Origin of the sequence: Saezia sanguinis (genome assembly GCF_963921665.1) — a bacterium.
Classification (GTDB): domain Bacteria; phylum Pseudomonadota; class Gammaproteobacteria; order Burkholderiales; family Burkholderiaceae_C; genus Saezia; species Saezia sanguinis.
On record NZ_CAWUGC010000016.1, the window covers coordinates 64085 to 89060 of the forward strand.

General features: G+C 53.2%; 21 protein-coding genes. 8 read left to right on the forward strand and 13 right to left on the reverse strand.

What is annotated here, in order from left to right:
* Positions 1-20 precede the first annotated feature (20 nt).
* Positions 21-767, reverse strand: a complete 747-nt coding sequence (locus AACY98_RS11065) for an RNA methyltransferase (protein WP_339805013.1) — start codon at positions 765-767, stop codon at positions 21-23.
* Positions 768-1155: 388 nt separating this feature from the next.
* Here AACY98_RS11065 and AACY98_RS11070 point away from each other — a divergent pair, with 388 nt between their 5' ends.
* The gene (locus AACY98_RS11070; RefSeq protein ID WP_339805015.1) at positions 1156-1986 is read left to right on the forward strand and encodes an inositol monophosphatase family protein; all 831 of its coding nucleotides are present in this window, start codon (positions 1156-1158) and stop codon (positions 1984-1986) included.
* A gap of 50 nt (positions 1987-2036) precedes the next feature.
* Here AACY98_RS11070 and AACY98_RS11075 read toward each other — a convergent pair whose 3' ends face one another.
* A complete protein-coding gene (locus AACY98_RS11075) occupies positions 2037-2516 on the reverse strand; it encodes a DUF6530 family protein (protein ID WP_339805017.1) in 480 nt (159 codons plus the stop codon).
* Between the two features lie 301 nt (positions 2517-2817).
* On the opposite strand from AACY98_RS11075, the gene AACY98_RS11080 reads away from it, so the two are divergent.
* Together AACY98_RS11080 and AACY98_RS11085 are read left to right on the forward strand one after the other, a co-directional pair.
* The gene (locus tag AACY98_RS11080) at positions 2818-3201 is read left to right on the forward strand and encodes a hypothetical protein (protein WP_339805019.1); all 384 of its coding nucleotides are present in this window, start codon (positions 2818-2820) and stop codon (positions 3199-3201) included.
* 216 nt (positions 3202-3417) lie between these two features.
* A complete protein-coding gene (locus AACY98_RS11085; RefSeq protein ID WP_126980278.1) occupies positions 3418-3747 on the forward strand; it encodes a hypothetical protein in 330 nt (109 codons plus the stop codon).
* Positions 3748-3987: 240 nt separating this feature from the next.
* Here AACY98_RS11085 and AACY98_RS11090 read toward each other — a convergent pair whose 3' ends face one another.
* Together AACY98_RS11090 and AACY98_RS11095 are read right to left on the reverse strand one after the other, a co-directional pair.
* Positions 3988-5445 (reverse strand): MFS transporter, encoded by a 1458-nt coding sequence (locus tag AACY98_RS11090; RefSeq protein WP_339805021.1) that lies wholly within the window; start codon positions 5443-5445, stop codon positions 3988-3990.
* Positions 5446-5542: 97 nt separating this feature from the next.
* Positions 5543-6700 carry a M20 aminoacylase family protein gene (locus tag AACY98_RS11095; RefSeq protein WP_339805222.1) on the reverse strand — a complete coding sequence of 386 codons (1158 nt, stop codon included), beginning with the start codon at positions 6698-6700 and terminating at the stop codon, positions 5543-5545.
* Between the two features lie 243 nt (positions 6701-6943).
* On the opposite strand from AACY98_RS11095, the gene AACY98_RS11100 reads away from it, so the two are divergent.
* Positions 6944-9334, forward strand: a complete 2391-nt coding sequence (locus AACY98_RS11100; protein ID WP_339805023.1) for a helix-turn-helix domain-containing protein — start codon at positions 6944-6946, stop codon at positions 9332-9334.
* Positions 9335-9354: 20 nt separating this feature from the next.
* On the opposite strand, the gene glmU is transcribed toward AACY98_RS11100, so the two are convergent.
* From glmU to AACY98_RS11120, 4 genes are all read right to left on the reverse strand, one after another.
* Positions 9355-10743 carry a bifunctional UDP-N-acetylglucosamine diphosphorylase/glucosamine-1-phosphate N-acetyltransferase GlmU gene (gene glmU, locus AACY98_RS11105; RefSeq protein ID WP_339805025.1) on the reverse strand — a complete coding sequence of 463 codons (1389 nt, stop codon included), beginning with the start codon at positions 10741-10743 and terminating at the stop codon, positions 9355-9357.
* Positions 10744-10862: 119 nt separating this feature from the next.
* Positions 10863-11810 carry a tRNA 2-thiocytidine(32) synthetase TtcA gene (gene ttcA, locus AACY98_RS11110; protein WP_423817565.1) on the reverse strand — a complete coding sequence of 316 codons (948 nt, stop codon included), beginning with the start codon at positions 11808-11810 and terminating at the stop codon, positions 10863-10865.
* A 100-nt stretch (positions 11811-11910) separates the two neighbouring features.
* On the reverse strand, positions 11911-12291 hold the full coding sequence (locus AACY98_RS11115; RefSeq protein ID WP_126980273.1) for a dihydroneopterin aldolase: 381 nt from the start codon (positions 12289-12291) through the stop codon (positions 11911-11913).
* On the reverse strand, positions 12288-13058 hold the full coding sequence (locus AACY98_RS11120) for an SDR family oxidoreductase (RefSeq protein ID WP_339805029.1): 771 nt from the start codon (positions 13056-13058) through the stop codon (positions 12288-12290). The genes AACY98_RS11115 and AACY98_RS11120 overlap by 4 nt, the downstream gene beginning before the upstream one ends.
* A gap of 51 nt (positions 13059-13109) precedes the next feature.
* On the opposite strand from AACY98_RS11120, the gene AACY98_RS11125 reads away from it, so the two are divergent.
* Positions 13110-14219 (forward strand): class I SAM-dependent methyltransferase, encoded by a 1110-nt coding sequence (locus AACY98_RS11125; protein ID WP_339805031.1) that lies wholly within the window; start codon positions 13110-13112, stop codon positions 14217-14219.
* 7 nt (positions 14220-14226) lie between these two features.
* Here AACY98_RS11125 and AACY98_RS11130 read toward each other — a convergent pair whose 3' ends face one another.
* Together AACY98_RS11130 and AACY98_RS11135 are read right to left on the reverse strand one after the other, a co-directional pair.
* Positions 14227-15528 carry a multifunctional CCA tRNA nucleotidyl transferase/2'3'-cyclic phosphodiesterase/2'nucleotidase/phosphatase gene (locus tag AACY98_RS11130; RefSeq protein WP_339805033.1) on the reverse strand — a complete coding sequence of 434 codons (1302 nt, stop codon included), beginning with the start codon at positions 15526-15528 and terminating at the stop codon, positions 14227-14229.
* 38 nt (positions 15529-15566) lie between these two features.
* Positions 15567-17546: a lytic transglycosylase domain-containing protein gene (locus tag AACY98_RS11135; RefSeq protein ID WP_339805035.1), complete on the reverse strand. Its 1980-nt coding sequence runs from the start codon at positions 17544-17546 to the stop codon at positions 15567-15569.
* Positions 17547-17706: 160 nt separating this feature from the next.
* On the opposite strand from AACY98_RS11135, the gene AACY98_RS11140 reads away from it, so the two are divergent.
* On the forward strand, positions 17707-18297 hold the full coding sequence (locus AACY98_RS11140; RefSeq protein WP_126980268.1) for a 5-formyltetrahydrofolate cyclo-ligase: 591 nt from the start codon (positions 17707-17709) through the stop codon (positions 18295-18297).
* Positions 18298-18309: 12 nt separating this feature from the next.
* Here AACY98_RS11140 and AACY98_RS11145 read toward each other — a convergent pair whose 3' ends face one another.
* Positions 18310-19335, reverse strand: coding sequence for a serine/threonine protein kinase (locus AACY98_RS11145; RefSeq protein WP_339805224.1), 1026 nt, complete (start codon positions 19333-19335; stop codon positions 18310-18312).
* Between the two features lie 109 nt (positions 19336-19444).
* Between AACY98_RS11145 and AACY98_RS11150 the strand changes: the two genes are divergently transcribed.
* Together AACY98_RS11150 and AACY98_RS11155 are read left to right on the forward strand one after the other, a co-directional pair.
* Entirely contained in the window at positions 19445-20428 is a 984-nt protein-coding gene (locus AACY98_RS11150; protein WP_339805037.1) for an endonuclease/exonuclease/phosphatase family protein, read from the forward strand.
* 265 nt (positions 20429-20693) lie between these two features.
* Positions 20694-21977, forward strand: coding sequence for a solute carrier family 23 protein (locus AACY98_RS11155; RefSeq protein WP_339805039.1), 1284 nt, complete (start codon positions 20694-20696; stop codon positions 21975-21977).
* A gap of 67 nt (positions 21978-22044) precedes the next feature.
* On the opposite strand, the gene lepB is transcribed toward AACY98_RS11155, so the two are convergent.
* Both lepB and lepA read right to left on the reverse strand, forming a co-directional pair.
* Positions 22045-23028 carry a signal peptidase I gene (lepB, locus tag AACY98_RS11160; protein ID WP_339805041.1) on the reverse strand — a complete coding sequence of 328 codons (984 nt, stop codon included), beginning with the start codon at positions 23026-23028 and terminating at the stop codon, positions 22045-22047.
* Between the two features lie 29 nt (positions 23029-23057).
* Positions 23058-24866, reverse strand: coding sequence for a translation elongation factor 4 (gene lepA, locus AACY98_RS11165; protein WP_126980344.1), 1809 nt, complete (start codon positions 24864-24866; stop codon positions 23058-23060).
* Positions 24867-24976 lie beyond the last annotated feature (110 nt).

Here is a 24976-nt window from a genome sequence, read left to right on the forward strand (position 1 = left end):
CTAATCCTTGCCGCCTGTTGCTAATTGTCGCTGCAATTGTGTACCTGCGACTGTAGTATGGCTCTGGCAATGCCGCGCAGAATATGCGCCTCTTCCTCTCTGAGCCCGGTGCGGTTGAGCATCTGGTTCAACCGCGGCATCAGCTTTTTAGGTGCTGCCGGATCCAGAAAACCAATCGACACCAACGCCTCTTCCCAATGCTGCAACACGCCCTGTACTGTTTGCGCCGATGCTATATGCGGATCAACCGTGCGTGACTGCACAGCAAAACCACCCAGAGCCTGCCGCCATTCATAGGCGACCAGTTGCACGGCAGCCGCCAGATTCAGCGAGCCATAATCCGGGTTGGTCGGAATGCTCAGCACCATGTGGCTGCGGTACACATCTTCATTGGACATGCCGTAACGCTCACACCCGAACAGAAACGCCACCGTATCCGCTGACTGGGCCAGTTCAGGCAATACAGCCCGAGGTGACTGCACCGGGGGGCCAAAATCGCGCGGGGTCATCGCGGTAGCGCAGACATACGTCATGCCGTCAAGCGCTTGTGCAACATGCTCGACGACACGTGCATTTTTTAAAATATCCAAAGCCCCGCTGGCACGTGCAATCGTTTCCTGCCGTCCCAACACTTTGGCATCGCGCGGACGCACCAGCACCAGATCCGAAAAACCCATTACCTTCATGGCGCGCGCCACAGCCCCCACATTGCCGGCATGGCTGGGCTCAATTAAAACAAAACGCTCTTGACTGACTTGCTGATTCATTACTTGGAAATACTTCAAACGGCCTGCCCGGCCTTCCGTTTTATACCGTTTTGTAAAACCGGTGTGCTATTTATTTCAAAGAAATCATTGCATGCGCCCGGACAGGAGCCCTGATTATATCCCGGCACCATGGCACATAGAACCGCAGACAAAAGCATCGCCACAACGGATACTTGTTCTCTTGACACGCATTGCCCCAAACCAGGCAATGCCGCTGCCTCATGGCTTTGGCAATCCAGCGAAATGCGGCAAAAAACACTTTGACCAAGCCCGTTTCAATATAAAGAAACCGTGGATTACATTGCGGCCCCAACGCCAACCAGGCAGGCAGGATAAAATCCGTTTCTACTGTTTCCGTATTACTGACTATTAGGCTCTTTAATTTTTCATGTCAACATCCCTGCATCCCATGCTTAATGTGGCCGTCAAGGCTGCCCGCGCCGCTGGCGCTATCATCAACCGCGCATCGCTTGATCTGGATGCGGTGAAAGTCACCGTCAAACAGTCAAACGACTTTGTCACGGAAGTTGACCAGGCGGCCGAAGAAGCCATTATCAGCACACTGCTGACCGCTTACCCTGAACATGGCATCTGGGCCGAAGAATCCGGTCATGAACATGGCGCGCAACAATCCGATTTTGTCTGGATCATCGATCCGCTGGATGGCACCACCAATTTCATTCACGGCTTTCCCGTTTATTGTGTCTCCATTGCACTGGCTTATAAAAACATCATCCAGCAGGCCGTTATTTATGACCCGACCCGCAATGATCTGTTTTATGCATCCCGCGGGCGGGGTGCTTATCTGAACGAAAAACGCATGCGGGTTTCGCAGCGCAAACATATTTCCAACGCGCTCATTTCCACCGGCTTTCCCTTCCGCTCAGGCGATGACTATCAAACTTACCTGAAAATGTTTACCGGCCTGATGACCTCCTGCGCCGGCCTGCGCCGCCCGGGGTCAGCTGCGCTTGACCTGGCCTACATGGCTGCCGGTTATACGGACGGTTTTTTTGAAATTGGCCTGAATCCATGGGATATTGCTGCCGGCTCCTTATTGATTACCGAAGCCGGCGGTCTGGTGGGCAACCTCACCGGAGATGCCGAAAACTTTCTGGAGCAACGTGAGCTACTGGCTGGCAACCCCAAAATTTACGGGCAGATGGTCACAATGCTGCGCAAATATTCCAAATACGCCAAACCGGAAGACAAAGCTTAAAGCACTTCTGCATACCAAAGGCCTCTTACAGAGGCCTTTTTTATTTGGTTCTAATACCCCATTTCCCTGAGCAGATCGGCCAACACCTTAAACCGCTCTCCCAGCAATTCCCCGTCATTGCTTAACGCCTGCGAAAAAAGCTGAAAATCCTCTGCCAGCATCGGATTATCGGTACAGGCTTCCACGGTCATGGCGTCTCCCTGCAGGCCAATGCGGTCAATGACCGGGTTGGCCTCATCGTAAGGTTTCGACTGCCGATAAGCCTCTCTGACGTACGCGCTGGTCCGGCAAATCAGAATCGCCAGGTCTATGACACGGTGCAAAGGCAGTTCTTCAGACTGCCGCGACCACTTTTCACCCGTATAGCGCCAGACTTTGGCCGAAATATCCACCTTGCCGCGGTCATTCCATTGCGCCAGTCCTAAAGACAGCCCTTTGGCGTCGGAATGGTAGGCATATCTGCCATCCACATTCTCATAATTTTGCGCAACGATAACCGGCTTGTGCTTGAGTGTTGTTGGTATTTTCATGTCAATTCTCAATTACTAATTTAGTAAATTACTAGTTTAGTATATATAAATTCAAAGAACATGTAAAGCCCAGGAAGAAAGATTTACACCGCGCCCAGATAGGCGGCGAAAAACAAAGAAACCGTCATCTCCCAGAATACCGGCGGCAATTCCGGCAAAAGGTATACTGCAAGGCAACCGTTATTTTGACCCAACCATTTCCGGAGGTTTCGGCCCTATGCGCATCAAAAGCATGTTTTTCGGCATCCTTGCAGGAGGCGTGTTGCTGCTGAGTCTGGCAGCATGTCAGAGCAGCGTAAATATGTCGCCCCTACAGACGCAGTTGGCCGCTTTGTCAGGCCATTATGTGTGGAACAGCCAGGAAAAAATGTATGTTTACACCAACCCGTCGGGGCTTGATGAAATTACACAGGCATACGATCTGGAAACGCTGCTGCCCCAGCTTGTCAGTTGCATGGACAATGCCACACCGACACAATCCACCCTGAACCATGAAGCCGTGCCTTTAGGTGTTCTGTGTTATCAGACCATCACTTTGCTGGTCTACCATGAAGAAGTCAACGAAGGCGGCGACCTGCTTGACTGGCCCGGCTACATCCACCTGCCGGCATCCCCTGCTGACCTCAAGGCAGCACAGGAAGCATGGCGCAAAGTCATCAGCGAAAAGAATTATGTCGTGCAATAAAAAAGGGCTGTTTGCACTGCACGTAGGTTAAGCATGCCACGCACAAATACTTGATGTTGTATTTATTCACTGCTACAGCATCATTAAATGCACCATCAAGTATTACTTTGCAATACCTGTCAAAAAAATACCTCGAACTCCGTTTATTCTCTGTATCATGACTTCCATGCACCCAGATAACTGCATGGTGTAAAAACAATTAACAAGGAGTTCATCATGAACAGCAACGCATTCCAGCCTTCAGCCAAAACACAAGGCGGCTTTGGCAACGCCTTGGCCTGGGTCGTGATTCGCGGTGTTCAACTGACCATCTTTTTCGCATACGTCACCTGCCCGCTCTGGCTGGCATGGCTTGCCAATGCAACAGGTTATCGTGAGGTTTCTTCCCATGACATGCTGGTTGCCATGGCCTGGCTGCCGCTCTCCTGCGGTATCACCGCACTGTCATTCATGAAGCATGGCGGCAAACACCTCAAACGCGGCTGGCTGTCCTTCATCATTCTGAATGCCATCGCTGTAGGCGCGCTGGTCTGGGTCATGTTTTAAGCGACGCCTTTCCAGTTCAGATCAAATGGCCTCTCTTGGTTTGTGTCCAGTTCCATCCGGAACTGGATTTTTTATCGGCCATACAAACTCACACAAACAACCAACAGTCTCACCATTTTCGGCAAGGCTTAAGACTTACCCCAAAATAGATAAGACTTGTTCCCCCGTTTTCCGTGCATATCATTCAAAGAGCAGTTTCGTAACGGAAAACCGGGGGAACACAGTACAAGTTGTTATAGCTTATTTAGGCGTTTTTCCCGCATTGGCCGGAACCATCAGGATAATCGCCAGCGCAGAAAGAACACAGAACCCGACATTGACCAGCAAACCGGCCGTTGCCGCTGTGGCCACCGAAGCACCAGCCACTTTCAGCGCCGCGTAAACAGATGCGGAAATTGCCACACCAAACGCACCGCCCAGTGAACTGGCCATTTTATAAATACCCGATGCCGTTCCAACCCGGTCTGACGGGGCATTGGAAATAGCCGTATCTGTCGAGGGCGTGGCATAAAATCCCAGCCCCAGGCCAAACAGGATGAATCCGATTAAAACCGCACCGACATACAGCGTATCAGGCAGGAACGTCAGCGCCATCAACGCCACGCCCACACCGGTTACAACCGTACCCAAAATCATCGGCTTTTTAGCGCCGATTTTTTGCAGCACTTTTTCGCCGACACGAATCATGCCCAACACAGCAATCAAATAACCAATAGACAGCATGCCCGTCTGAAACGGCGTGAATCCACGTCCTTCCTGAATGTAGGTATTGGCAACCAGCAATGTACCGGCCACAGCGTTCAGCATGAAATTGGAAAAAGCCGCACCGCTGTAAGGCATGTTTTTGAACAATGAAAAGTCGATGAACGCAGCAGTCTTTTTGCCAAACTCAACAATGAAGAAAATCACCGTTGTCACGGCACACAGCGCAGCCAGACCCAACGTCACCATACTGGTCCAGCCCCAGCTGGAACCCTTGGTAATCACCAGGTTCAGACTGATCAAGGCAACGACAAAAAACACCAGCCCCATGCTGTCAAACTTAATACCTTTGCTGGTGGTTTCAACCTTGCTTTCAGGCACGCCCCGGATCAGCAGCATACCCAAGACGGCACACACAATGGAGAAAATGAAAATCCACTGCCAGCCCATGTAAGTGGCAATCGCACCACCAGCCAGTGAGCACACACCGGAGCCGCCCCATGAACCGATGGACCAGAAACTTAATGCACGCTGACGCTCTGCACCATCGTAATAGGTTTTCACCAGTGCCAGTGTCGCCGGCATGATACAAGCCCCGGACAGACCCTGAATAATGCGCCCGGCAATCAGCATACCGGTACCGTTGGCAAAAATCAGGAAAAGGCTGCCAATGATGCTGAGGACAAATCCAATATACGTAAACCGCATGCGGCCAAACCGGTCAGCCAGTCCGCCGGCAACCACAATGAAACACCCCGAAAACAGCGCCGTCAGGCTGATCGCCAGGTTCAGCGATTCCATCGGTATGCCAATGCTGCGCTGAACATCGGGCGCCACATTGACCATGGACTGGGCAAACAGCCAGAAAGTCAGCACCCCCAGAACGATCCCAAAAATAAACTTATCTCCAGGTTTTTCTACAGCCCGCACACTCGATGGGACATGCGCTGCTTGCATCGGGACCGCAGCAATAAGTCCGCTGTTATTGTCTGACATACAATTTCCTTTTCATATTCTGAGAAAAAGACTGCAACCGAACCAGGTCTTCAACAAAACCACTGGGACCATTGCAGTTTGTCTACGTGAAGATCTGTTACTTCAGATAAGCCTCGGTCAATGCCGCCCAGTAAGAAGCACCGCTCACAATGATCCGGTCATTGAAGTCATAGCCCGGGTTATGCACATTGCAGTACCCTGGGGTATCACCATTGCCCAGCAGCATGTAACTTCCGTTGGGATTGGCCTCCAGCATGAAAGCAAAATCCTCACTGCCCATCAACGGCTGTGCATTGGCATGCACTTTGTCTTTGCCAACCAGATCATGCGCAACCTGCACTGCAAATTCCGTGGCCTTTTGGTCATTGATCAGTACAGGGCTGCCATTGATATGGTTAATCACTGCGGTAGCACCAAAACTTTGGGCCTGAGCCGTTGCAATTTCAGAAATGCGCTTGAGCATCATCTGGCGCACATCTTTGTTCAAAGCACGAACGCTGAGCTTGAGCAGTGCCGAGCCATTGACCACATTGGGCGCCTCGCCGGACTGAATGCACCCCACGGTGACAACCGCCTGTTCAAACGGAGACACGTTGCGGGAAACAATGCTTTGCAGCGCCACACCGATATGGCAGGCCACCAATGTGGCATCAACACCTTTTTCAGGCATGGCACCGTGAGCCCCCACTCCTGAAATCTCGATATGGATGGTGTCGGAAGAGGCCATGAACGCCCCTTGCTTGAAATAGAACTCACCCTCTTTCAGGCCCGGCATGTTGTGCATGGCAAAAATAGCATCACACGGGAACTGCTCAAACAAACCGTCATCAAGCATCACTTTCCCGCCATACAGCAGCTCTTCTGCCGGTTGAAAAATCAGATGCAGTGTACCGTTGAACTGCTGCGTCTGAGCCAGGTATTTGGCTGCACACAACAGCATGGTGGTATGGCCGTCATGACCGCAGCCATGAAACTTTCCTTCAACACAACTGCTCCAGGATTTACCGCTCTTTTCCACAATCGGCAACGCATCCATATCGGCACGAATCCCCAGCCGTTTGCTGCCTTCGCCGACCTTGAGCGTGCCAACCACCCCGGTTTTGGCCAGTCCCCGGTGAACCTCATACCCCCACGCTTTCAGTTTTTGCGCAACCAGTTCGCTGGTACTTGTTTCTTCAAACCCCAGCTCCGGGTTGGCATGTATTTTTTGCCTGATTTCAGTGAATTCACTTTCTGTCTGCCTGATGGCATTCATTATTTTGTCTACCGGGCGAATGTCGGTAGATTCACTCTTGGCCTGCCTGATCACATCAATAACTTCGTTCATTTTTCACCTTTCTTTACAGCGTTTAAAAAATTATAAAAATCGCAGAAAGGCAAAAACAGATCATGTTTTATGCAATAAATGACTACTTTTTGATACCCATCATTAAGTTAAATCTAAATTAGCAAATAATGAGATGTTATTTTTATACCTTTACCCATACAGAAAGTCGCCATGCCCACTGCCAGCAAACTATCCGAATACGATCTGTACGCGCGTGAAATCAGTCACTTCCAGCACACCGGCTATAGCGGCATCACATTGGTGTATGTCATCAGGGGAAATGTGGAATTTGTCAGTGAAGACAGCCGCCTGCACTTAGCGGAAAACGATGTCCTGTGCGTCAACAAAAACACCGCTTATGAAATACGGGGCGAGGCGCATAACATTGTCATCATGCTGGAGGTTTCCAATCACTTTTTTGCAAAGTATTACAAATCGTACTTCTACTACCAGTACACGCTCTCACCCCAGCAGAACACCAGCTACAAAAGCATTTATATTGACAACATCCGCGTACTGCTGGCCAAAATGTTCATCTCTTATCTGAAAGGCAACGATGAGCTGGCGCTGCTGGAAATCAACCACTCGTTATCTGAAGTGCTGTTGATTCTGGCCACCTACTTTAAAGAAAAGGCATCCATCCCCAAAAAAAATGCCACCTACAGCAAGCGTATTGAACATGCAATTGCCTTCCTGGAAGAGAACTACAACCAGAGCATTTCGCTGCAAAAGATTGCCAAGAAAGAGCACGTTTCATTCTCTTACTTATCCCGCCTGTTCAAAAAAGAGGTCGGCACCAATTACATCCAATACCTTAAACAACTGCGTTTTGAACATGCCACTTATGACCTGATCAACAGCGCCAAACCGATCTATCAGATCGCCCAGGAACACGGCTTTTCCAGCACCAGGCAATTCATCACCTTGTTCAAAGAGCACAATGGCAAAACCCCCAGCCAGTACCGCAAGGATTACAAAGAAAACCCGCAAAAGCAAATTGCACCCAAAAAGCACACGCTGCATACAGAAACGCCCAGCATCACTGCCGTGACACAGCCAGCCGACGCGGTAGAAGTCATCTCCACGCTCAGCAACACCATCAACAACACAACATCCGTGACGCCCATACAGGAAGAATATTCTGCGGTAGAGGACCTGCGCATTCATCTGCACAACCACCCTAAAACCAGACAGCCCTCTGCACTGAAATACATCATCACCATTGGAGAATTGAACGAGCTTTTAAAAGAGCATGTGCAGCAGCAGGTTCTGATGGTCAAACAGGAGGCCCAGATTGACTATATTGACGCCTCGCACCTGATCTCGGGCAACACCATTCTGCCCGAATTTCAAACCGATGAGCCGGCTGTTACGTACTCTCCATACAACAATACCGATATCGTTATCTCATTTCTGAAACAGCATGACATTTCACTGTTTGTCCGGATCTATCATGACAGCGTCTCCAAAGACCCCGGCTCGTATATTGAAAAAACCACCAAATTTTTGCATTACTGCATCAATTTGTATGGCAAGTCTTATATGAACAACTGGCGCTTTGTCTATTATTCGGAAGATTGTTCTGACAGCACCCGGCAGACATTTGAAACCATTTACCTGCAAGTACGCGAGGCAATTAAATCATGCCTGCCCGAAGCGCAGATTGGCGTTTTTTATTCATTTGAAAAAGACAATGACAACGCAGTGCCTCCCATTTTCCAAACCCGCTGGATCAAAAATACCGACTTCATAGGCTATGAAGCCAGCCCCGGGCAGGAAATCGGTTTTGACACGCTGAACGCCAATAGGGAAGCCCGCAACGGCGCCAGCCACATCAAAGAAAAAACCGCATTTGTCACCGAATGTCTGCGCGCCCACAATATTCATGTGCCACTGGTTTTAATGCGCTGGAACACACTGACCGGGCAAACACGGCATACCAACGGCAGTTTTTTCAGAGCGGCACTGATTTTCAACACGCTGCTGGATTTGCCCGCAGAGGTCAGCAGCGTTGCCTTATCACTGAACACAGAAATCCTGCAGGAAACATTGCCCCAGCGCATTGATGTCAGCGGCATTGCCCTGTTTTACATTTTTAATCTGAAACGCCCGGTCTTTTATGTTCTGAAATTTCTGCGCCAGATGCAGGGCAAAGTCATTGCGCATGGGACCGATTACATTGTGACCAAAACGCAATTCGGCTACCAGTTGATTCTGACCAACACAGCGGTGTTCAACCCATCGCTTTCACTACAGGAAAACCTGATTGGCAACTTCAAGAAAAAGAAAAAAATTCTGTTGCAGGGCATATCGCCAGGCCATTACCAGATCAAGCAGTACATCTTTGACCAGCAGCATGGCGCTTTATACCGGCTGTACCAGTTGTTTCAGACCAAATACGGCAGAAGCACTGAAATGATTGATTACATCGACCGCAAAACCATTCCGCACCTGAATGTGTATGACGAGTTTTTACCGCAGGACGAATGGATCATGCTGGCCGATATGGATATCAATGCGTTGCACTTTTATGAACTGCGCGCTGTGTCAGCCCAGGTGTAACGGTTTTCCTTAAGCCGTGCTTATTTTTTAGAAACCGGTTTTTCCGGCCGCTTCCAGCCGGGCACTGAAATCTGCCGGGCCCGCGCCAGCGTCAGTGTATCTGCCGGAGCATTCTGGGTAATGGCACTACCAGCGGCAATCGTACTGCGCTCACCAATCTCCACGGGAGCCACCAGCACCGTGTTACTGCCGATACGGGAGTACGCGCCAATGGTGGTACGGTATTTATTGACGCCGTCATAATTGGCGGTAATCGTCCCGGCACCTACATTCACCTGCTCGCCCACAGTGGCGTCCCCCAGATAGGTCAGGTGGTTGGCCTTGGCACCATGCGCCAGTGTGCTATTTTTCACCTCGACAAAGTTCCCCACATGCACCTGTTCACCCAGCGTTGCGCCGGGGCGCAACCGCGCATAAGGCCCTACCAGAGAGCCCGCGCCAACCTCAACGCCCTGCTTGCCGCCATCAATATGGGTAAAAGGATGAATCTCCACGTCATCGGCAAGCACGGCATTGCTGATCACGCAATGGGCACCTATACGCACGTTATTGCCGAGCATGACCTTGCCGGAAAAAACACAGCCCACATCAATTTCAACATCCCGTCCGCAATGCAGCTCCCCCCGGACATCCAGCCGTGCCGGATCAGCCAGCCGCACGCCCTGAGACATGAGGTCTTCGGCAACACGTTTTTGAAAAGCCCGCTCCAGCGCCGCCAGTTGCTGCGGAGAATTCACGCCGGCCACCGTCGCAGGGTCTTCAACCTTCCTGGTGTTCACGCGAACCCCTTCGGCTACCGCCATTGCAACAATATCGGTCAGGTAATATTCTTTCTGCGCATTGTCATTTTTCAGATTGACCAGCCAGCGTTTCAGATGTTGTGTCGGAACGGCCATCACACCGGTATTGATTTCTTTGATCTGCTGCTGTGCCGCTGTGGCATCTTTTTGCTCAACAATGCCAACGACCTTGTCATCATCCGAGCGGACAATGCGGCCATATCCGGTCGGGTCGTCCAGCTCAACAGTCAGCAGCACCAGCCTTTTGCCGGCGCACTCCTGCACCAGACCAGCCAGATCATCGGCCACCACCAGCGGCACATCGCCATTGAGAATGAGCGTGACGCCACTGTCGGGCAACAAAGGCAATGCCTGCTGTACCGCATGCCCGGTGCCCAATTGCGGCTCCTGCAAAACAAAATGCAGGTTTTCCCCCTGCACCGACTGCTGCACCAGCTCGCTGCCACAACCAACCACCACCACAATATCCCGGGGCTCCACCAGCCCGGCCGTATTCACAACCCGCTGCAGCATCGACATCCCGCCCACCGTATGCAATACCTTGGGTTTATCGGATTTCATGCGGGTGCCGCGCCCCGCCGCCATGATGACCACATTACAATCCAGCATGTTTTTCCTTTGATCGTGCGTACACTTTTCGGCCAGCCTGATCCAATTATGTACCCGCCACAAGTTGGTCAAATATTCTGGCGAATCATTTTACCCGCTTTACCGCAGCCATGGCCTCGTCACGATGAGGCTTTGGCACGCGGAATCTGATGCACGGCAATATGTTGCTCGGCAGGTAATTCCGCCCCCGTGTCGGCTGCGGTATCGTTTTCATCCGGACCGGGAAAAGACTCCAGGTCAAACGCCGTATCACCCTCCGGGTCGGCCACTCCTGTGGCCTTAAGGCTTTCAAACGGATACAGCGTGCGGTCCATCAGGTGTGACGGCACCACATGCGATAGCGCATTGAACATGTTGTAAATCCGGCCCGGAAATTTTTTATCCCATTCCTGCAGCATCTGCTTCATCTGCTGGCGCTGCAGGTTTTCCTGCGAACCGCATAGCGAGCACGGAATAATGGGGAACTGCTGCACTTGGGCCCAGCGCTCCAGCGACTTCTCGTCCACATACGCCAAAGGCCGTATCACAATGTGTTTGCCGTCATCGCTCACCAGCTTGGGCGGCATGCCTTTGAGCTTGGCCGCGAAAAACATATTGAGCAACAGCGTTTGCAACATGTCATCGCGGTGATGCCCCAACGCAATCTTGGTGGCCCCCAACTCTCCGGCCACCCGGTACAGCACCCCGCGGCGCAAACGCGAGCACAGGCTGCACATGGTTTTGCCTTCAGGCACAACGCGCTTGACAATCGAATACGTGTCCTGGTCTTCAATGTGAAACGGTACGCCCAGTTGGGTCAGGTATTGCGGCAGCACATGGGCCGGGAATCCCGGCTGCTTCTGATCCAGGTTTACTGCCACAATTTCAAAGTCAAACGGTGCCCGGCGCTGCAACCGCAACAGGATATCCAGCAAGGAAAAGCTGTCTTTCCCGCCGGAAAGGCAGACCATCACCTTATCGCCCGGCTCGATCATGTTGTAATCAGATATCGCCTGCGTTACTTTACGGCACAGTCTTTTGCCCAGTTTGTTATTTTCAAACTCGGTCTTGCGCGCTTTCTGCGTCATCACCAGCCGGTGCGCCGTTTCGGCAGAAGAATCATTTTCGGTAGAACTCATTACATCCAGCACCTTCAAATTCCGTCGGATCCGCCATTCTGGCTATCACTTACCATTGCCCGGTTTCCACCCGGATCGCCACTTCACAATCATCAAAAATTTCCAGCTTGGCAATGCGCACACGCACGCCCAGCACACCGGGCAACGCCATCAGCCGGTAAGCCACCTTGCCGATCAGGCTTTCCAGCAGATTGATATGCCCTTGAGTACAGGTTTCAATGATGGCCGCCCTAACCTTGCGATAATCAAGCACACTGTAAATGGCATCATCACTGGGCGCCAATGGCTGCCGCCCCAGGTTCAATTCGGCATCCACTTCAATCGGCTGGGAGTGGTCCATTTCCTGCGGCAAAATCCCCAGATTGGCAGAAAACCGCAACCCCTTCAGGCTCAACGTCTGGTAACCATGTGTCAATACTGTATTCATCATGTCATCCGGCTGAAATCACGTGGCTGGGGCATCAGGTGCTGCCCGCCGTCCACCAGCAAGGTTGTTCCGGTCAGCGCCCGGTTGCTGATCGCAAAACACACGGCCTGCACCACATCCTGCGCCGTGGAAGACTGCTGCAAGGGCGAGAGCTGATGCAGTTTTGCAAATTCCTCATCGGTCATCTCCGTGCTGGGCAACGTCAGCCCCGGAGCCACACCAACAACACGAACCACCGGCGCCAGCGCCTGTGCCAGCATTTCCGTTGCCGCCCGCAGTGCTGCTTTAGACAAAGTGTAGCTCAGATAGTCAGGATTCAGGTTCCACAGCTTCTGGTCCAGCAGATTCACCACCACACCCTGCGACGGCGTTGCCGATAAAGAACTTTCTTTGACCCGCATTTCATATAAAGCCTGCGCCAGCACAATGGCGGGTGCCGTATTGGTTTTTATATGCGCAAGCAACATTTCATAACTGAAACTGGCCGCATCGTCATAGACAAACTGCGAAGCATTGTTCACAACCGCATGCACCGGCCCCAAGGCGTCAGCCACCTGCGGCAGCAATTCCCTGCATGCGTGCTCATCGGACAAATCCGCCTTGAACACCGCAGCACGTACTCCCAGCGCCTGTAACTCGCTGGTCAGTTCCGCACCCTGTGCCGCCGAATGGTGACAATGCACCGCCACGTCCCACCCTGCACGCGCCAGCGCCAAAGAGACGTCCCGCCCCAGACGGCGTGCAGCTCCGGTAACCAGAACAACAGACATTTCTATCGTCTTTCTCTACAATGTGGCTTGTTAAAATTCAAGAGTGTATCCATGAGCGAAAACGCGCGCCTGCACGAGGTCATTACCCAAAGTATTCACCGCCACGAGAACTGGCTGGCGTTTGACCTTTTCATGGCCGCCGCACTGTATACGCCTGAACTTGGCTACTACAGCAATTCATCACAGCAGTTTGGCGCATTGCCCTCTTCCGGCAGTGATTACATCACCGCCCCCGTGCTTTCCCCTTATTTTGGCCAAGCACTGGCTGCACAACTGCAACAGGCACTGCAAACCACACGCACACATACCATCTGGGAATTTGGTGCCGGCTCCGGCGCCCTCGCAAGCCATATTTTAACGGCACTGGGCGATACATTGGAACGCTATGTTATTGTGGACCTTTCCGCCACTTTGCGCGAACAGCAACAGCTGACCATTCAGCGCCACGTTCCTGAGCATGCGCATAAAGTGCACTGGGTCGACCAGTTGCCTGAAAAATTCAGCGGCGTTGTCGTTGGCAATGAAGTTCTGGACGCCATGCCGGTCAAGCTGATTCACCGCCTGCAGGGCCAGTGGCACGAGCGTGGCGTGTCGCTTGACGCCACCGGCCAGCAGTTCTGCTGGGACGATCGCCCCACCTCGCTGCACCCGCCGGTAACGGTTGAAGGCCATGCAGACTACCTGACAGAACTGCCGCTGCAGGCTGAAGGATTTATCAGAACACTGGCAGATCGCATGGAATACGGTGCCGCCTTCTTCATTGATTACGGCTTTCCCGAGCACGAGTTCTATCACCCGCAGCGCAACATGGGCACCCTGATGTGCCACCGCCTGCACAAGGCCGACACCGACCCGCTTGTCGACGTGGGGCTGAAAGACATCACGGCCCATGTCAACTTTACCGGTATTGCCTTGGCAGCGCAGGAAAGCGGTATGGACGTGCTGGGCTACACCACGCAGGCCCATTTTCTGCTTAATTGCGGCATGCTGGATTTGCTGCCGCAGGACCAGAACCATGCGTCGCTTGCCGCACGCAGCGCCGCTTTCAAACTGATAGGCGAGCATGAAATGGGAGAAATCTTTAAAGTGATTGCGCTGGGCAAAAACTTCGATCTGGACCCGCTGGGCTTTGCCAACGGCGACCGGACGCATACACTGTAGCGTTTATTTACTGCGCCAGCGGCTGCCAGTTTTTTTCAATACACGCCAGTCTGGCGGCATCAACGGCCTCTCCCACCGCGAGCCCCTGTGCTCCCGAAGCCATGGCCTGTCGGGCAACGTCTTTGGTATCTACAGCCAGCGCGGCATCCAAAGCGTTGCCAAGCCATTGCCGCTGCGGGTAGCGAATGCCCAGCCATTCGGGGTATGCTGTGGCATCCACTTGTGCCACATCCAGCAGGCTTCGAAAACGATCGGGCTGGCGAAACGCATCTGCATGCTTAAACAACCGCATAACAGCCCCGGCGTCAAAATGCGCGGCACCATGTATCTGCGCAACAAACTGCTGCGCCAGTTGCGCCAATTCGCGGCACTCCACCGGAACACGCAACCGCTCGCATAGCCCCTTCAGGTCTTGCAGCAGGTCACGGTCCGGCTCCAGTTGGGTCTCCAGCCGCAACGCGTCTGTCAGCGCGGCATCATAAACCAGACAGGTAAACCGGACTGGCAGCGGTGTACCCTGCTGCGCCGACAGATCCAGCACACGCAGGGTATGCCTGCCCTGCTCAGCCCAGCCATGGCGGCGGTCATACCGTATTTCACCATCGGCATGGGCAGCAGCATCCTGTGCGGTGGCAGAAGGCTGCAACGCGCTCAAAATCAATTGCCAGGCACCAAAACGCTGGTCAATTTCCGGCAGAATTCTGGCAAGTGCGCCACACTCATGCAGCACACGGATCATACGCGATGGCATTTTCTCCATCAGGCCGCGCGAGAGTTCCTGCCACACACGCTCAGCCACCAAGGCATCCACCTCCCCGGCTACGACCATTGCACGCATCAGTTGCATGGTTTCGGGGGCAACGGTGAAATCCACATAACGTGCAGCAAAACGCGCCACCCGCAAAATGCGCACGGGGTCTTCGGCAAATGCCTGCGTCACATGGCGCAGCACCTTGTCATGCAAATCCTTTTGTCCGCCATAAGGGTCAATCAGATGGCCCTGCTCATCCTGCGCAATGGCATTGATCGTCAGGTCGCGCCGCGCCAGATCCTCCTCCAGCGTCACGGTCGGGTCGGCATGGAAGCTGAACCCGTGGTACCCCGGCGCGGTCTTGCGCTCGGTACGCGCCAGCGCCACCTCTTCATGCGTTTGGGGATGCAGAAATACCGGAAAGTCCTTGCCTACCGGTGTATAGCCCGCTCCGATCAGCTCCTGCGGTGTGGCGCCAACCACAACCCAGTCCCTGTCCTGCACGGGCCACCCCAGCAACATATCGCGTACAGCCCCACCGACCATGTAGGTTTTCACGGTCTGCTTCCTTTATCTATCTGCGCTTTCACGCCCGCTCAAGGCAGATCAGGCGTTTTGTCCGGCACCGAAGGATCATGCGGCTTCACCTGTCCCAGCCTATCCCGCAAAGACTGCGGCTGCCCGGTCAGCACCATCTGGTACACCACCGCTGCGGAAAGCACGGTTTTCACATAAGCCCGCGTTTCATTAAACGGTACGTTTTCAGCCCATACCGCGCCATCCAGTGCCGGCCCATTGCGCCAGCGGCGCGGCCGGTTGGGGCCAGCGTTGTAACCGGCAGCAGCCAGCAGTTCCGAGCCATCAAACTCATCGACAGACAGTTTCAGATAAGCCGTTCCTAACGTGATGTTCACCTTAGGATCGGTCACCAGCGCGGGTTTGAAATCTGTCATGCCAATTTCTTTGGCAGTCCACCTGGCGGTGGCTGGCATCAACTGCATCAACCCGCTGGCACCGGCGCTGGATTGAATATCTGCAATAAAACGCGACTCCTGCCGCATCAAACCAAAAACATAAGACGGATCGAGCCCGATTTCATTGGTACGCGGCATCACCAGATCCTTGTAAGGCATGGGGAAGCGCTGCGACACATTGAACAGCCCCTTGGCCCGCTCGCTGGTATTCACACAACGGTCCCAGACATGCTGGTCACACGCCAGTTGTGCGGCCGCCTGTAACTGGCGGTCATTCTTGCCAATCAGGTTCCAGTTCCATTCGCGCAGTCCTTCGCTGCGCAGCCCCATGCGAATGGCATACAGCGCGCGCATCAGTCCGGGTGTTTCAATCGCCGCATTCATTTCCTGCTCTGTTGGCGATTGCGGTTGTGCCGGCAGCATGATTTTGCGCCCGAGTTCTTCGGTAGCCAGTTGCTCATAAAACCCGTCATAGCCAGCAATCGATTCCAGCATGGCATTGGCCTGTTGATGGTTTTCATGCCCGGCATGTTGCCCCGCCAGGTGTCTGAGCCCAATCGCCTTCCAGTACACCCAGGTGGCATCGGTACGCAGATTTTCCGGCATGGAATCAATCAGCGTCACCAGGCGCTTCCAGCCCTGTGTGTCTCTGCTGCTGGCCGCCGCCCGCAACTGCGCCCGGGCATGCCAGTTCAGCACATCATCGCTCAAGCCTTTGGCTCCGCTGGCCTGTTTATAGTAATCAAGCGCTTTCGAATCGAGCCGCTGTGCCAGCACCCTGCCAGCCACAGCATAAACCCAGCCGGACTGATCTGCATTCAGTGTATCTTTCCAGTCATTGCGTAACGCGGCAACTGCGGCATTGGGGTCTTTTGCCGCCCAGCGAATCAGCGCCAGCGTCACCAGTTCGCTTTGCATTGGCCCGGCAACCACTTTCGAAGCGTCGCTGCCTTTCTGGCTGTGCAGCCACTGGTCCGGCTTGTCCATCAGGACCTTGATCGCATTGTCAAATTCTGTGCTCAGCAAAGCCACGGTTTTCTGCGTTGATGCGACACGGTTGACTTCAACCAGCCGGCGTGCCTTGATCCAGATATCCGCAGCCGGCATTTTCCCGGCACGGTAAAGTACCGAGGCCATCATGTTGCAGCCGTCTTCCGACACGTACGCCGGGCGGATCTGAATGAACTCTTCCCGCGCCTGCGAGACTGCGTTATGTCCATTGCGGTGGTCAATCAGCAGGGCGTAACACAAGACCTGCGAATCATCCCGCATTCTGAACATGGGGTATTGCTGCGAAAACAGATCCCACTGCTGCCGCTTGCCCAATTGCAGCAACCAGTCATTGCGCAACCGGTCTTCAACATAAGAGCCTGGCCAGCGCTGGAAAAAAGCCATGATTTCTTCCGGTGAGGCCTGCCCCAGCCGTGAACGGATAGACCAGTAATCCACCCAGGGTTCCATGGGGTGCCCTGCCACCTGAGGCAAAATTGTCTGCAGTTTCTGAATATCGTTCTTTTTATACGCATCTGCCGCCTGCAACACCAATGCATCGCGAGGGTCTGCATTGCCGCCGCTTTGAGCAACCGCCAACGATCCGCTCAAAGATAAAGCAGCAAAAATGATGCAAAATAACCACTGGGAAATGTATTTTGAGCGTTGAGTCATTATGATGATGGGTTTCTACATGCAGTGTGAGAGATATGATGTCAACCGTTAAGACCTTGTGAGTGTCGAACAGTTCCAAGCTTCCAATTTAACCACAATGAACGCAAACCATACAACCTCTGAGAGAAAAGAGCTTCGGCAGTTGCTACGCGCCCAGCGCCTGGCCATGCCGGACCGCCTGGAAAAAGCCGCCATGCTGCAAAGCGTATTACGCATCTGGCTGATTCACCGCACAGATCATATCATCGGGGCGTACTGGCCGATTCATGGCGAATTTGATCCTCTGCCCTCTTTATACCGCTGGCAGGAGGCAGCACCAGAAAACCAGCAGCGTCGCATCGGCCTGCCCGTTGTGGACAAACTCACCAAACAACTGACTTTTCACGCCTGGTACCCAGGCTGCCCGATGGAAGAAGATGCCTATGGCATCCCCAAGCCCAAAGATACCGAACAGATTTTCCCGACCCTGCTGCTGATTCCATGCGTAGGCTATGGACCTGGCGGCGTTCGCTTGGGTTATGGCGGGGGATTTTATGACCGTACACTGGCTACGTTGAAACCACAACCCGATACGGTTGGCCTGGCCTACAGCATGAGCTACCTGCCAGATCTGGTTCCGCAGGAGTACGACATTCCACTTTCGACGATTTTGACAGAAAATGGCGTATCTTGGCCAGACGATAGGTAATTTTAGCAGATCTTACCTAGCCTGCCCATCCAAAACATCACGCATCTGGGCAGTCTGCGTTTGCAGAGACCGAACCTGTTCCTCCCAATAGCCGGCCGTACCAAACCACGGAAATGCCAGGGGAAACGCCGGATCATCCCAGCGCTTTGCCAGCCAGGCGCTGTAATGGATCATGCGTAACGTTCGCAGGGGCTCCACCAACGCCAGCTCGCGCCAGTCAAAAGTGCAAAAGTCCTCATAACCCGCCATGATGCAGGCCAGTTGCTGCCCACGCTCCTGCGGCTCGCCTGATAACAGCATCCATATATCCTGCACTGCAGGCCCCATACGGGCATCATCCAGGTCCACAAAATGAGGACCGCCAGGGTCGTCATTATGCTCGGGCCGCCACAATATATTCCCAGGGTGGCAGTCTCCATGCAAACGCAACAAAGACAATTCAGGCAAAGTGGCCCAAATCTGCTCGATACATTGCAACGCTTCATCGCAACACGCCAACCAGTTGGCCCGCACCTCCAGCGGCAGCACTTCGTGCGCAACCAGCCAGTCACGCACCTCATATCCAAACGTCTGGATATTCAATTGGGGCCTGACACGAAAGCCTTCACGCCGACCAATCAGGTGAATCCGCCCCAGAAAACGCCCAATCCACTCGAGCACCTGCGGATCGTCCAGCTCGGGCGGTCGTCCACCCATTCGCTGATAGACGGCAAACAGAAACCCCTGGTATTCATGGATGGTTGAGCCGCCAATGATTTCGGGAGCCACCACCGGAATTTCAGCCCGCGCCAGCTCCAGTGCAAAACGGTGCTCTTCGGCAATCTGATCCCGGCTCCAACGCCCGGGGCGATAAAACTTAACAACAACCTGCAGGTTGTTATAAGAGCTGTTTGCAACGCAATCTTCCAGATAGACCTGATACACCCGGTTTTCATAACTGCCCAAAGGCATCATGCGGCCATCTGTTTCCAGCCCGACAGAAGACAGCGCATCTGCAATGACTGCGGGAGTTAATTGATCATAGGGTTGCAGCATCATATCGTTACGCACATCAACAGCTTGAGACACATTGTGAACGAATAGCGGTCTCGGCACTGAATTATAATTCCATACCCCTTGGATACTGAGAGCTGTCCCCACCATCACCATGAGCACCTCCGCCCGTTTATCATCCTTTTTCCGCAAACGCATTACCGTTCTTGCATGGCTTGCGCTCATCGGCCTGGCGTTGGGACAAATGGGCCAATGGCATTGGTTTTTGGAGTTATTCAGTCATTTTGTACCCTATTATGCTGTGTGTTTTTTACTGGGGTGCTTGGCCGCCACCCGCACATGGCAGCGCCTGATGTTCGGGGTATGTGCCATCGGCACTACACTCTGGACCATAATCCCGCTGCCCTCTGTAAACGATTCCGCAAATCCTACTGAATCCACGTTACAGATCGTCAGTTACAACCTGCTTTTCTCCAATGCACAGCAACAGCAGGAAAGCGCCTGGATAGAAAAATTACAGGCAGATGTGATATTTTTAACCGAAGTTTCAACTGAATGGCAGCATTATCTGAAAACATTGGAAGAAAATACCCAGCACTGCGGCCAGTATATTGACTCGCCATTCGGAATCGCCTTGTATTCGCGCGTTCCGCTCAAACAATGCGACGTGTTGTATCAAGAAGGGAACAACACCTTCCCCTATATCCGTGCCGAGTTGCCTGGCGGACTGGTCATTTATGGCATTCATCCGCCGCCGCCACTGGGCCATCAACTGGCATCCGAACGGGATGAAATGCTGCAGTATCTGGCTCAGCAGATCGCCCAGGAAAAGGAAGACGTGATTGTGCTGGGAGATATGAACATCACCCCGTTTTCACCTTTATTCAGAGATTTCACCCGGAAAGCACAGCTTCAACTCAGCAGCCCAAGGGGGCGCCCAACCTGGCGGCCGAGGTTTTTATCGATTGATCATATTCTGGCGCGCAATTTACAGACGGTTCGTGAAACCGGGACTTTCTCATGGCAGGGCTCAGATCACCGTGCCATCTGGCTAAGGTACGCACTCCCAGCATCAACAGACCATGCGCAAAATGAAACAAGCTCATCCAGACATGCAGGTCAGCCGCAGTCCGACTGATAACAACAATTAGCGTTAAATGCCCGCTGTTGCTTGCAAAAACACATCGCCAAGATCAGATCATAATGCCTTACCGCGCTTTTGACCAGCGTAATTTCTGAGCGCCCCTGTCTTCAACCCGGCCGTTGCTGGCAGATTTTACGCATGAAGACTTATACTGCCCCCCAGACAACTGCAAATTTGCCTCCTGGCACGCTCCTGCCAGCCCGGCAGTTGCACCGCCTTCCATCGCACTCCTCCTTACTTTTTACTGGGAACCGTCACTATGAGCTCGTCCTGGCTGCCTACCTGGCGCATTAATACAACAGGGGGCGTCGTAGCCCCGGATGAACGTTTACCCTGGGGCCCCACTTTTGCCCTGGGGTTGCAACACGTGGTGGCCATGTTCGGCTCCACCGTGCTTGGTCCGTTACTGATGGGGTTTGATACCAATGTCGCCATTCTGATGAGCGGTGTCGGTACCCTGATTTTCTTTCTGATTGTCGGTGGCCGGGTGCCAAGCTACGTCGGCTCCAGCTTTGCTTTCATTGGCGTTGTGGGTGCCGTAACCGCTTACTCTGGCAGCGGGCCTAATCCGAATATCGGCATCGCATTGGGCGGCATCATTGCCTGCGGGCTGATCTATGTTCTGATTGGCGTTGTTGTGCATGCCATCGGTGCCGGCTGGATTGAGCGTTTCATGCCGCCCATTGTCACCGGTTCGATTGTTGCTATCATTGGGTTGAATCTGGCGCTGGTACCGATTAAAAACATGGCACCGACACAATTTGACGTCTGGGTGCAGGCCATCACTTTTGTCTGTGTGGCATGTGTTGCCGTTTTCTCGCGTGGCATGTTGCAGCGCCTGCTGATTCTAGCCGGGCTGATCATTTCCTATATCATCTATCTGATTCTTGCTAATGTTCTGGGCCTGGGACAGCCCATCAATTTTACTGGCGTGGCAGCAGCCTCATGGATTGGACTGCCCAACTTCCATGCCCCCAAATTTGAAATGAATGCCATGCTGCTGATTGTGCCGGTAGTGGTGATTCTGGTTGCAGAAAACCTCGGGCATATCAAAGCGGTTTCCGCAATGACCGGCAAGGACCTGAACCCTTATATGGGGCGCGCGTTCATCGGCGATGGCATTGCCACCATGGTCAGCGGCAGCGTCGGCGGCACAGGCGTAACGACATACGCAGAGAACATCGGCGTCATGGCTGCCACCAAAATCTATTCCACCATTATTTTTGTCATCGCCGCATTGCTGGCGATTATTTTAGGATTTTCACCCAAATTCGGCGCGCTGATTCAGACCATTCCGGTTTCTGTGATGGGCGGCGTTTCCATTGTTGTATTTGGCCTGATTGCTGTGGCAGGTGCCAAAATCTGGGTAGAAAACAAAGTGGATTTTTCTAAAAATTCAAACCTGATGATTGCCGCCATTGTGCTGATTCTGGGTACCGGCGACTATACCGTCCAGATCGGCAGCATGACACTCAACGGCATTGGCACTGCAACATTCGGTGCCATTTTGCTCAATGCGCTGCTCAACCGCAAAACGGACTGACATAAAGAAACATCCCCCTGAAACAATCGGTTCCAGGGGGATGCAGTTAAAAAATAAATAGAACTGTTTACTGGAAACCGCCGATCCGACTCAACTGCCCGGGGTTCATCCAGATGAAAAAGGCTTTGCCGATGATATTTTCCTGCGGCACAAAGCCCCAATAGCGGGAATCTTCAGAGTTATCCCGGTTATCGCCCATGACAAAATACTGCCCGTAAGGCACCTTGCATATCACCCCTTGCACGCTGTAGCGGCAATTTTCCGCCAGTGGGAAGGTGGGAGAGCCATAAAACCCCGCCGGACGGCCCGGGTTGATAAATATCTGGTGCACAACAGGGCCCAGCCGCTCCTGGTATTGCTGCACCGGATAGGTATCCCCTCTGGAATCACGATCATAGGTGTCCTGCATAAACACTGACGGCATCTCCTGCCCGTTGATGGTCAGGCGTTTATTCTGGTAGACAACCTCGTCTCCCGGCAACCCCACAATGCGTTTGATGAAAGCGATGTTTTCATCCGGCGGATAACGAAACACAATGACATCGCCGCGCTGCGGCTCACCCATACTGATAATTTTGGTATTGGCTACCGGCAAACGGATACCATATTCGTATTTATTCACCAGAATAAAATCGCCCGCCTGCAGCGTAGGCATCATCGAGCCCGATGGAATGCGAAAAGGCTCAACCACAAAAGAGCGCAATGCAAACACAATCAGAATCACCCAGAAGAACCCCGCAGTCCATTCAATCCACCACGGTTCGCGGATCAGCGAAGACTGTGCTTTTTCAATTTTGGGCTGCAGCAGTTCTTCGGGCTGCCCGGCATGCTGCTGACGGATCTGCTCTTCTGCAGCCAAGGCCTGTTTGACACGCTGCGGTCTCAGGTAGATTTTCTCAAACAGCCAGTAAGCAAATGTCACCAGCGTCAGGATCAGCAGCAATAAGGAGAAATCCCCCTGCACCTTGCCCATGTACCACGCAACACCATAGCCCAGCAGGATGACGTACAACACGGCTGTGATTGCGCTCATTACTTTAGAAAGTTTCATGCTCTGCTATTTACCTTTTACTCAATTCGTCAATCATCTACTTTCAGTATTGCAAGAAACGCTTCCTGCGGCACCTGAACCGAACCAATCTGCTTCATGCGCTTTTTGCCGGCCTTCTGCTTTTCCAGCAGTTTACGCTTACGGGAAATATCACCGCCATAACATTTAGCCAGCACATTTTTGCGCAATGCCTTTACGGTTTCGCGGGCGATGATCTGCCCGCCAATCGCCGCCTGAATCGCCACATCATACATCTGACGGCTGATGACTTCACGCATTTTCGCCGCCACGGCGCGCCCGCGTGACTGCGCCTGTGAGCGGTGCACAATAACCGAGAGTGCATCCACCCGGTCGCCATTGAGCAGGATATCCACTTTCACCACATCGGAGGCTCGGTACTCCTTGAACTCGTAGTCCATGGATGCATAACCCCGGCTGACAGATTTCAAGCGGTCAAAGAAATCCAGCACAATTTCTGCCAATGGCAGTTCATATGTCAGCATGACCTGACGGCCATGGTATGCCATGTTGATCTGGATACCACGCTTTTGATTCGCCAGCGTCATCACGGCCCCGACATACTCTTGCGGCATGTACAGGTGCACAACCATGATCGGCTCCAGAATCTGTGCAATTTTGTCCTGCGGCGGCATTTTGGACGGGTTTTCCACCTCAATGGACTCGCCATTGTTCAGCTCCACCTGGTATACCACCGAGGGCGCAGTCGTGATCAGGTCCTGATCAAACTCGCGCTCCAGCCGCTCCTGCACAATTTCCATGTGCAGCAAACCGAGAAACCCGCAACGAAAACCAAACCCGAGTGCCTGGCTGACTTCTGGCTCAAAACGCAGTGCCGCATCGTTCAGCTTGAGTTTTTCCAGCGCATCGCGCAACTGGTCGTATTCGCTGGCTTCACTTGGATACAGTCCGGCAAACACCTGAGGCTGAATTTCCTTAAACCCGGGCAGCGGTTTTTCTGCCGACCCCAGATTATTGGGCAGTTTTTTCTCGTGCGTAACCGTGTCGCCCACTTTGGCGGCCGCCAGCTCTTTGATACCGGCAATGATAAAGCCCACTTCGCCGGTATTGAGTGCATCACGCGATTCTGATTTGGGGGTAAACACGCCCAACTGCTCTGCCGGATAGACCGCACCGGTTGCCATCAGCCGGATACGCTCCCCACGCTTGAGGCAGCCGTCCACCACGCGCACCAACATCACCACGCCCACATAGTTATCGAACCAGGAATCAATGATCATGGCCCGTAACGGCGCCTCGACCTGCCCGCGCGGAGCAGGCATGCGTGCAATGACGGCTTCCAGAATGTCTTCGACACCTTCGCCGGTTTTGGCCGAACATGGAATTGCATCACTGGCGTCAATACCGATCACATCTTCAATTTCGGCCTTGGCCTGTTCAGGGTCTGCCTGCGGCAAGTCCATTTTATTGAGTACCGGCACCACTTCCACATTCAGGTCCAGCGCGGTATAACAGTTGGCCACCGTTTGCGCCTCCACCCCCTGGCTGGCATCCACCACCAGCAACGCGCCCTCACAGGCAGATAGCGAACGGCTGACCTCATAACTGAAGTCCACATGCCCGGGCGTATCAATCAGGTTCAGGTTATAGACCTGGCCGTTGCGTGCTTTGTACGTCAGGGCGGCGGTTTGCGCCTTGATGGTGATGCCCCGCTCACGCTCGATATCCATGGAGTCCAGCACCTGGGCCTCCATTTCACGGGCCGCCAGCCCGCCACAAAGCTGAATGATCCGGTCAGCCAGTGTCGACTTCCCGTGGTCAATGTGCGCAATGATTGAAAAATTCCTGATGTGATCCATCATACCTTTGAATCGCCCGACAGCCTCTGATGGCCCCTTACCTTGTCTCAAAAAATCTGCTTTGATGTGTAAACAAACTGCTACAAACGTACCTGCAAACCGCTTATCTT

Coding starts and splice junctions, on each gene's coding strand:
- AACY98_RS11065 (WP_339805013.1), bottom strand. CDS start 767: ATGAATCAGCAAGTCAGTCAAGAGCGTTTTGTTTTAATTGAGCCCAGC.
- AACY98_RS11070 (WP_339805015.1), top strand. CDS start 1,156: ATGTCAACATCCCTGCATCCCATGCTTAATGTGGCCGTCAAGGCTGCC.
- AACY98_RS11075 (WP_339805017.1), bottom strand. CDS start 2,516: ATGAAAATACCAACAACACTCAAGCACAAGCCGGTTATCGTTGCGCAA.
- AACY98_RS11080 (WP_339805019.1), top strand. CDS start 2,818: ATGTCGCCCCTACAGACGCAGTTGGCCGCTTTGTCAGGCCATTATGTG.
- AACY98_RS11085 (WP_126980278.1), top strand. CDS start 3,418: ATGAACAGCAACGCATTCCAGCCTTCAGCCAAAACACAAGGCGGCTTT.
- AACY98_RS11090 (WP_339805021.1), bottom strand. CDS start 5,445: ATGTCAGACAATAACAGCGGACTTATTGCTGCGGTCCCGATGCAAGCA.
- AACY98_RS11095 (WP_339805222.1), bottom strand. CDS start 6,700: ATGAATGCCATCAGGCAGACAGAAAGTGAATTCACTGAAATCAGGCAA.
- AACY98_RS11100 (WP_339805023.1), top strand. CDS start 6,944: ATGCCCACTGCCAGCAAACTATCCGAATACGATCTGTACGCGCGTGAA.
- glmU (WP_339805025.1), bottom strand. CDS start 10,743: ATGCTGGATTGTAATGTGGTCATCATGGCGGCGGGGCGCGGCACCCGC.
- ttcA (WP_423817565.1), bottom strand. CDS start 11,810: ATGACGCAGAAAGCGCGCAAGACCGAGTTTGAAAATAACAAACTGGGC.
- AACY98_RS11115 (WP_126980273.1), bottom strand. CDS start 12,291: ATGATGAATACAGTATTGACACATGGTTACCAGACGTTGAGCCTGAAG.
- AACY98_RS11120 (WP_339805029.1), bottom strand. CDS start 13,058: ATGTCTGTTGTTCTGGTTACCGGAGCTGCACGCCGTCTGGGGCGGGAC.
- AACY98_RS11125 (WP_339805031.1), top strand. CDS start 13,110: ATGAGCGAAAACGCGCGCCTGCACGAGGTCATTACCCAAAGTATTCAC.
- AACY98_RS11140 (WP_126980268.1), top strand. CDS start 17,707: ATGAACGCAAACCATACAACCTCTGAGAGAAAAGAGCTTCGGCAGTTG.
- AACY98_RS11145 (WP_339805224.1), bottom strand. CDS start 19,335: ATGATGCTGCAACCCTATGATCAATTAACTCCCGCAGTCATTGCAGAT.
- AACY98_RS11150 (WP_339805037.1), top strand. CDS start 19,445: ATGAGCACCTCCGCCCGTTTATCATCCTTTTTCCGCAAACGCATTACC.
- AACY98_RS11155 (WP_339805039.1), top strand. CDS start 20,694: ATGAGCTCGTCCTGGCTGCCTACCTGGCGCATTAATACAACAGGGGGC.
- lepB (WP_339805041.1), bottom strand. CDS start 23,028: ATGAAACTTTCTAAAGTAATGAGCGCAATCACAGCCGTGTTGTACGTC.
- lepA (WP_126980344.1), bottom strand. CDS start 24,866: ATGGATCACATCAGGAATTTTTCAATCATTGCGCACATTGACCACGGG.